At 71.2% G+C, this 7,107-nt stretch carries 8 protein-coding genes and 2 pseudogenes; 6 read left to right on the forward strand and 4 right to left on the reverse strand.

Annotated elements, in window-relative coordinates; translation table 11 throughout:
* Window positions 1-116, forward strand: a pseudogene (locus tag ACVNF4_RS29835) (TetR/AcrR family transcriptional regulator); the annotation flags it as partial.
* Here ACVNF4_RS29835 and ACVNF4_RS29840 read toward each other — a convergent pair.
* From ACVNF4_RS29840 to ACVNF4_RS29855, 4 genes are all read right to left on the reverse strand, one after another.
* Window positions 113-436: a DMT family transporter gene (locus tag ACVNF4_RS29840; protein WP_187747331.1), complete on the reverse strand. Its 324-nt coding sequence runs from the start codon at window positions 434-436 to the stop codon at window positions 113-115. The pseudogene ACVNF4_RS29835 and the gene ACVNF4_RS29840 overlap by 4 nt on opposite strands.
* Before the next feature lie 109 nt (window positions 437-545).
* Entirely contained in the window at window positions 546-1,556 is a 1,011-nt protein-coding gene (gene rsgA, locus ACVNF4_RS29845) for a ribosome small subunit-dependent GTPase A (protein WP_461805997.1), read from the reverse strand.
* A gap of 5 nt (window positions 1,557-1,561) precedes the next feature.
* Window positions 1,562-2,878 (reverse strand): 3-phosphoshikimate 1-carboxyvinyltransferase, encoded by a 1,317-nt coding sequence (aroA, locus tag ACVNF4_RS29850; protein WP_461805998.1) that lies wholly within the window; start codon window positions 2,876-2,878, stop codon window positions 1,562-1,564.
* Window positions 2,879-2,936: 58 nt separating this feature from the next.
* A complete protein-coding gene (locus tag ACVNF4_RS29855; RefSeq protein ID WP_461805999.1) occupies window positions 2,937-3,644 on the reverse strand; it encodes a M50 family metallopeptidase in 708 nt (235 codons plus the stop codon).
* Between the two features lie 49 nt (window positions 3,645-3,693).
* On the opposite strand from ACVNF4_RS29855, the gene ACVNF4_RS29860 reads away from it, so the two are divergent.
* The 5 genes and pseudogenes from ACVNF4_RS29860 to ACVNF4_RS29880 form a co-directional block, all read left to right on the forward strand.
* Window positions 3,694-4,509 carry an SOS response-associated peptidase gene (locus ACVNF4_RS29860; protein WP_461806000.1) on the forward strand — a complete coding sequence of 272 codons (816 nt, stop codon included), beginning with the start codon at window positions 3,694-3,696 and terminating at the stop codon, window positions 4,507-4,509.
* A gap of 457 nt (window positions 4,510-4,966) precedes the next feature.
* The gene (locus ACVNF4_RS29865) at window positions 4,967-5,611 is read left to right on the forward strand and encodes an alpha/beta hydrolase family protein (protein WP_461806001.1); all 645 of its coding nucleotides are present in this window, start codon (window positions 4,967-4,969) and stop codon (window positions 5,609-5,611) included.
* A 219-nt stretch (window positions 5,612-5,830) separates the two neighbouring features.
* Window positions 5,831-6,511: an RNA polymerase sigma factor SigR gene (sigR, locus tag ACVNF4_RS29870; protein WP_461806003.1), complete on the forward strand. Its 681-nt coding sequence runs from the start codon at window positions 5,831-5,833 to the stop codon at window positions 6,509-6,511.
* Window positions 6,508-6,810: a mycothiol system anti-sigma-R factor gene (rsrA, locus tag ACVNF4_RS29875; protein WP_461806002.1), complete on the forward strand. Its 303-nt coding sequence runs from the start codon at window positions 6,508-6,510 to the stop codon at window positions 6,808-6,810. Before sigR ends, rsrA begins: the two co-directional genes overlap by 4 nt.
* 89 nt (window positions 6,811-6,899) lie before the next feature.
* Window positions 6,900-7,107, forward strand: a pseudogene (locus tag ACVNF4_RS29880) (HD-GYP domain-containing protein); the annotation flags it as partial.

A 7,107-nucleotide genomic window follows, 5' to 3' on the forward strand; every position in this document is an offset into this window, starting at 1 on the left:
CGCCCACCACAGGGGACGGCGCCGAACTCGCCGTCCGTCTCGCGCTGTCGTGCGTCGCCGCGCCTGCGGGGGAGGGCGGCGTCGGGGGGCTGGTGCGGCAGGCGCTCCAGCCCTAGTGCGCCGACCCCGACAGTTGCAGCCCGATCACCCCGATGATGACGAAGCTGATCGACACGATCTTCAGGGTGGAGACCAGGTCCCCCAGGAAGACCATGCCGTAGATCGCCGTACCCGCCGCCCCGATCCCCGTCCACACCGCGTACGCCGGCCCCACGTCGAGCTTTCTCAGCGCCAGGGTGAGGAGCCCGAAGCTGCCCAGGGCGAAGGCGGCGAACGCGATGGTCGGCCAGAGCCGGGTGAAACCGTGGGAGAGCTTGAGACACACCGCGAAGCCCGTTTCGAGCAGTCCGGCCACGACGACCAGCAGCCAAGCCATGTGCTGTCCTCCCGTTGGTGTTACGCGTCGAGGTCGGTGCGATTGTGCACTTACCGGACTCGGGTGCACACAAACAACACCCAGGTCAGGGGCGTGAAATGACGGACCGTCAGTCGCCTTCCGTACGCTCGCGCGTCGCGAGCAACCGGCGCAGGGAGTACAGGCGTGCCGGGTCCGCGTGCCCCTGAGCGACCCACGCGTCCAGCGCGCAGTCCGGCTCGTCGTGACTGCACGCGCGCGGACAGCCCGCCGTGCCCTCCTCCAGGTCCGGGAAGGCGTGGATGACCCGCGACGGATCGATGTGCGCGAGCCCGAAGGAACGCACACCAGGAGTGTCGATGACCCACTCGTCCGTGCCGTGCAGGGGCAGCGCGAGGGCGGACGTCGTCGTGTGCCGGCCCCGGCCGGTCACCGCGTTGACGTGCCCGGTCAGGCGCCGGCGGTCCTTCGGGACCAGCGCGTTGACCAGGGTCGTCTTGCCGACGCCGGAGTGGCCGACGAACGCGGTCGTGCGGCCCACCAGGTACTCCCGCACCCGGTCCGCCGCGTCCCCGTTCTCCAGCTCCTCCCGGTTCGTGACCACGTACGGGATGTCGAGGTCGCCGTACAGCTCCAGGAGCTTGTCCGGCGGCGCCAGGTCCGACTTCGTCATCACCAGCAGCGGCTCCAGACCGCCGTCGTACGCCGCGACCAGGCAGCGGTCGATCAGGCGGGGGCGGGGCTCGGGGTCCGCGAGGGCGGTGACGATGGCCAGCTGGTCCGCGTTGGCGACCACGACCCGCTCGTACGGGTCGTCGTCGTCCGCCGTGCGGCGCAGGACGGACGTGCGCGGCTCGATGCGGACGATGCGGGCCAGGGTGTCCTTCGCGCCGGAGAGGTCGCCGACGAGGGCGACCCGGTCGCCGACGACGGCCGCCTTGCGGCCCAGTTCACGGGCCTTCATCGCGACGACCGTGCGGTCCTCGACGAGACAGGTCAGGCGGCCCCGGTCGACCGTGAGGACCATGCCCTCGGCGGCGTCCTCGTGCTTGGGGCGGATGTTCGTGCGGGGACGGTTGCCCTTGCGGTTGGGGCGCGAGCGGATGTCGTCCTCGTCGGTGTGCTTGCCGTAGCGACGCATGATCGTCAGTTCCCGAGCATCCCGGTCCACATCTCCGGGAAGTCCGGGAGGGTCTTGGCGGTCGTGCCCACGTTCTCGATCTCCACGCCCTTCACCGCCAGGCCGATGATCGCGCCGGCGGTCGCCATGCGGTGGTCGTCGTAGGTGTGGAAGACGCCGCCGTGCAGCGGGCGGGGGCGGATGTGCAGGCCGTCCGCCGTCTCTTTGACGTCCCCGCCGAGCTCGTTGATCTCCTTCGTCAGGGCCGCCAGGCGGTCCGTCTCGTGGAGGCGGAGGTGGGCGACGCCGCGCAGGGTCGACGGGGAGTCCGCGAGGGCGGCCACCGCCGCGATGCCGGGGGTCAGCTCGCCGACGTCGCTCAGGTCGACGTCGATGCCGTGGATCTTGCCGGTGCCGGTGAACGTCAGGCCGTGGTCGGTGAGGTCGCAGGAGCCGCCCATCGCCGTGAAGATCTCCCGCAGGGCGTCGCCGGGCTGCGTCGTGCGCCTCGGCCAGTCCGGGACCGTCACCGTTCCGCCCGTCACCAGCGCCGCCGCGAGGAACGGCTGCGCGTTCGAGAGGTCCGGCTCGATCGTCAGGTCCCGGCCCAGCAGGGCGCCCGGCGTGACCCGCCAGACGTTGCGCTCGCCGCCCGCCTCCGGGGTGTCCACCTGGGCGCCGGCCGCGCGCAGCATGTCCACCGTCATACGGATGTGCGGGAGGGAGGGGAGGGTGGCGCCGGTGTGCCGCACCTCCACGCCCTGGTTGAAGCGGGGGGCACTCAGCAGGAGCGCGCTCACGAACTGGGACGACGACGACGCGTCGATCTCCACCGGGCCGCCGTCCAGCGCGCCCGTGCCGTGCACGGTCAGCGGGAGCGCGCCCCGGCCGTCGTCGTCGATCCTGGCGCCCAGGGTGCGGAGGGCGTCGATCACGCCGTGCAGGGGGCGCTCGTACGACCTCGGGTCGCCGTCGAACCTGATCGGGCCGTCGGCCAGGGTGGCGACCGGAGGGAGGAAGCGCATGACGGTGCCGGCGTTGCCGACGTCCACGGGTGCGGGTCCCCTGAGGTCGGCGGGCAGGACGCGCCAGGCCTCGCCGGTACCGTCAGGGCCTACGCCCTCCTCGATGCCGACGCCCATCGCTCGCAGCGCCGCCGCCATCAGGAGAGTGTCCCGGGAGCGGAGGGGGCGGCGGAGCCAGCCCGGTTCCGAGGCGAGGGACGCCAGGACCAGGGCGCGGTTGGTGACGGACTTCGACCCCGGCACGTGGACCGTCGCGTCGACGGCTCCGCTCGCGGTGGGGGCGGGCCAGTGGGCGGTGTGGTCGGGGTTCTGCGGCATGCGTTCACTTTAGTCGGCGGTGGTGTTTCGGGTACGGCCGTGGGTGGGCGGCGGAGGGCTAGAGCCCCAGCAGCCACCGTCCCCCACCCAGCAGCGAACAGATCGACACCGTGTGGAACAGGAACAGCCACAACCCCGCCGGCACATGCGTCAGCCGCGACAACTGATCCGCGTCCGACTCCGATGCCCCTCCCCGCCTCCTCTTCGCCTGTAGCTCGAACGGCGGGCGTACCCCTCCCAGCAGCAGGAACCACACCACGGCGTACGCGAAGGCGGCCTGCACCTGAGGTCCGGCCAGCCAGGAGACCAGGACGAACGCGCCCCCGGACAGCACGACCGTCAGGACCCCGTACGCGTTGCGGATCATCACCAGCATGGCGACCAGCAGGGCCGTCGCCGCCCACAGCAGCAGCGTGATCCGGCCCGCGCCCAGCAGTGCCGCGCCGCCGAGGCCCAGCAGTGAGGGGGCCGTGTAACCCGCCGCCGCCGTGAGGATCATGCCTATGCCGTGCGGCTTGCCCCTGCTCAGCGTGAGGCCGCTGGTGTCGGAGTGGAGGCGTATGCCCGTGAGGGTGCGGCCCGTGAGGAGGGCGATCAGGCCGTGGCCGCCCTCGTGGGCGATGGTGATGGCGTTGCGGGAGAGGCGCCACAGGTTGTGGGGGACGACTATCGCGAGGGCGGCGAGGGCGGTGGCCAGGACGACCCACAGGTCGGGGTCGGGCTGGAGGCCGGTGACGCGGTCCCACAGGTCGGCGGTGCTGTCCATTTCGGCGGTGGCTCCCTAGCGGCTTACGGGGTCTGGCAGTGTGGCACGTATGTGCGGACGGTATGCGGCCAGTCGTGGGCCCGAGGATCTCGCGGGAATCTTCGAGATCGAGAAGATCGAGCCGGAGGAGGCGCCGGCTCCCGACTACAACGTGGCGCCCACGAAAGAGGTGTACGTCGTTCTGGACCGTCCGTTGAAAGACGCGGACGACCGGCGGCCGGTTCGGCAGCTGCGCAGGGTGAAGTGGGGGCTCGTGCCGGCGTGGGCGAAGTCCCCGGAGGGCGCCGCGCGGATGATCAACGCGCGCGCCGAGACGGTCCACGAGAAACCGTCGTTCCGTCGCGCCTTCGCCACCCGGCGCTGCATCGTCCCCGCCGACGGGTACTACGAGTGGGTCACCGCCAAGGACGAGCGGGAACTGGAGGTCGAGGGGAAGAAGAAGCGGCCCCGCAAACAGCCGTACTTCGTACTTCCGGCCGACGGGTCCGTGTTCGCGATGGCCGGCCTGTACGAGTTCTGGCGCGACCGGACCCTTCCTGACGACCACCCCCTCGCCTGGTGGGTCACCTGCTCGGTCATCACCACCGAGGCCGAGACGACCCCGTTGGCCGTCCCCCCGGCCGAAGGTCCCCGCACCTTGGCCGACATCCACCCCCGCATGCCCCTCATGCTCACCCCCGACCGCTGGGACGCCTGGCTCGACCCCACGACGACCGAACTCGACGCGTTGACGCCGCTGCTGGCCCCGCCCCCGCACGGTTTGATGCGCGCCTACCCCGTCTCCACGACCGTCAGCAACGTCCGCAACAACGGCCCGGAACTCCTGACGGAACTGGAGGGGCCGGAGGAGGCGACGCTGTTCTGAGGAGGGGGCGTTTGCGGACGGCTTCCGAAGCGCACCGGCGCGACGGGCTTCTGTCGTGCTCGCGGGTGGTCCTGGGCGGGGCGCGGCGTCAAGGGGGCGGTCCTTCGGGCGCCGCATCCCCCGAGCGGGCAGCGCCGGTCGACCTCCGGCCGCGTGCCACGCGTCCGCGCCCAGGGGGCGTCCCGCTGAGTGGTGTGACCATCCGGCCCACGCCGGTCCGGATGGTCTGTGATCGGCCGGCCACGACCTGCGACGCCGTCAAGGCTGACCGGCTGTACCACCCGGCGGGACGCGATCCGCGCCGGCTTTGGCCTCCTCTCCCCATGCCCACCCAGCCGCAGCCGGGTGGACGCGGTGACACCCGCCCCAGCCGCCCACGCGACCGACTGCCCCTTCGCCCCGCCCCCGGCCGGGTGCCGAATACCCGCCTCGCCCCCCGCTCTGGCACCCTCTCCCCATGACCACCCAGCTCGTCCCCACCGACACCGGCGACGCCCGGATCACCTGGCACCCGGCGAAGAACCCCCGCCTCGTGCTCGCCGTCAGCCATGGTGCGGGTGGCGGGATCGAGGCGAGGGATCTTCAGGGGCTGGCCGGCGTGCTTCCGGCGCACGGGGTGAGTGTCGCTCTCGTCGAGCAGCCCTGGCGGGTGGCCGGGAAGAAGGTGGCGCCGGCGCCGAAGACGTTGGATGTGGGGTGGCGGGGGATTTGGGGGGCCGTGGCGGAGAAGGGGCTTCCTGTGGTGGCCGGGGGGCGTTCCGCCGGGGCGCGGGTCGCCTGCCGGACCGCCACCGAGCTGGGGGCTGTCGCTGTGCTGGCGTTGAGCTTTCCGCTGCATCCGCCCGGCAGGCCGGAGAAGTCCCGCGCGGACGAGCTCCTCGGCGCCGGGGTGCCGACTCTCGTCGTGCAGGGCGGCAACGATCCGTTCGGGAAGCCCGGGGAGTTCCCGGAGGGGGAGTTCGGGATGGTGGAGGTTCCGTACGGGGACCATGGGTTCGCGGTGCCGAAGAGGTGTGGGGTCACGCAGGAGGAGACCGTGACGGTCATCACGGACGGAGTCGTCCGGTGGATCACGGCGCTGCGGGAATGCCGGGCCCCGTAGGACTGTTGATGCGGACAGAACGTCGAGGAGACCGTGAGAGAGGGAGTCCGCCGCATGGGTTCGACTGTTTGCCCGAACCGCTCCAGCCGCGCCGACCTGGAGTGGACGGTGCTGCACGCGGCGAAGACCGGCCCTATTCGGGCGGCGGGCGGACCGGATCGTCGTCTATCCTCCGATTCTGGTGGCATCGGCATCGATGGCACCTGGAATCTTGAGGAGGTGGGTCCGGTCACCGGTACCGACGCAGGGACCGATCACGGCCAGGCGGAGCAGCCCGAGGGCCGGGGCGAGAGCGAGTCGACGTCCGAGCGCAGCGCGCGCTTCGAGCGGGACGCCCTCGAATTCCTCGACCAGATGTACTCGGCCGCACTGCGGATGACCCGCAACCCGGCGGACGCCGAGGACCTCGTGCAGGAGACGTACGCGAAGGCGTACGCGTCCTTCCACCAGTTCCGCGAGGGCACCAACCTGAAGGCGTGGCTGTACCGGATCCTCACGAACACGTTCATCAACTCGTACCGCAAGAAGCAGCGCGAACCCCAGCGCAGCGCGGCCGAGGAGATCGAGGACTGGCAGCTCGCGCGCGCCGAGTCGCACATGTCGACCGGGCTGCGCTCGGCGGAGTCGCAGGCGCTCGACCACCTTCCCGACTCGGACGTGAAGGAAGCGCTCCAGGCGATCCCCGAGGAGTTCCGGATCGCCGTGTATCTCGCGGACGTCGAGGGCTTTGCCTACAAGGAGATCGCCGACATCATGGGGACACCCATCGGTACGGTGATGTCCCGGCTGCACCGGGGCCGGCGCCAACTGCGCGGCATGCTGGAGGACTACGCCCGTGAGCGCGGGCTCGTCCCGGCCGGCGCGGCGGAGTCGAACGAAGCGAAAGGCTCGGGTTCATGAGCTGCGGAGACCACCACGAGACGGACTGCTCCGAGGTGCTCGACCATCTCTACGAGTTCCTCGACAGCGAGATGCCGGACGTGGACCGGGACAAGTTCAAGCAGCACTTCACCGAGTGCTCGCCGTGCCTGGAGAAGTACGGCCTGGAAGAGGCCGTGAAGAAGCTGGTCAAGCGGTGCTGCGGACATGACGACGTGCCGACGGACCTGCGCGCCAAGGTACTCGGCCGGCTCGACCTGATCCGCTCGGGGCAGGCGGTACCCGATCACGACATCGCCGTGACGCCCCAGGAACTGTGACATCCCGGAAGACCTGATCTTTCACTCGTACGGAGTACTACCTCTGGTTACCCCGTGCGCCCCGCCCGCCCGTCCCTAGGCTTCCCGCCGTGGAGGTCATTCCGGGGCGGGCGCGCGTTTTTGTCGGGATCGTCGCGGTGGTCGCCGCGCTGCTCTGTCTGCCGCCCACCCGCACCTCCTGGCTCGCCGTGGGCCTCCTCGCCCTCGTCCACGCCGTCGGCGAGCGGACCGTCAAGGGCACCTTCCACCCCGTCCTGCTCGCGGCGGCGTTCCTGCTGCCGCCGCCCGCCGCCGCCC

The organism is Streptomyces sp. S6, assembly GCF_054880855.1.

What these genes read in the sequence shown, in the direction of transcription:
- ACVNF4_RS29840 (WP_187747331.1), bottom strand. Translation starts at nt 436, where the DNA reads ATGGCTTGGCTGCTGGTCGTCGTGGCCGGACTGCTCGAAACGGGCTTC.
- rsgA (WP_461805997.1), bottom strand. Translation starts at nt 1,556, where the DNA reads ATGCGTCGCTACGGCAAGCACACCGACGAGGACGACATCCGCTCGCGC.
- aroA (WP_461805998.1), bottom strand. Translation starts at nt 2,878, where the DNA reads ATGCCGCAGAACCCCGACCACACCGCCCACTGGCCCGCCCCCACCGCG.
- ACVNF4_RS29855 (WP_461805999.1), bottom strand. Translation starts at nt 3,644, where the DNA reads ATGGACAGCACCGCCGACCTGTGGGACCGCGTCACCGGCCTCCAGCCC.
- ACVNF4_RS29860 (WP_461806000.1), top strand. Translation starts at nt 3,694, where the DNA reads ATGTGCGGACGGTATGCGGCCAGTCGTGGGCCCGAGGATCTCGCGGGA.
- ACVNF4_RS29865 (WP_461806001.1), top strand. Translation starts at nt 4,967, where the DNA reads ATGACCACCCAGCTCGTCCCCACCGACACCGGCGACGCCCGGATCACC.
- rsrA (WP_461806002.1), top strand. Translation starts at nt 6,508, where the DNA reads ATGAGCTGCGGAGACCACCACGAGACGGACTGCTCCGAGGTGCTCGAC.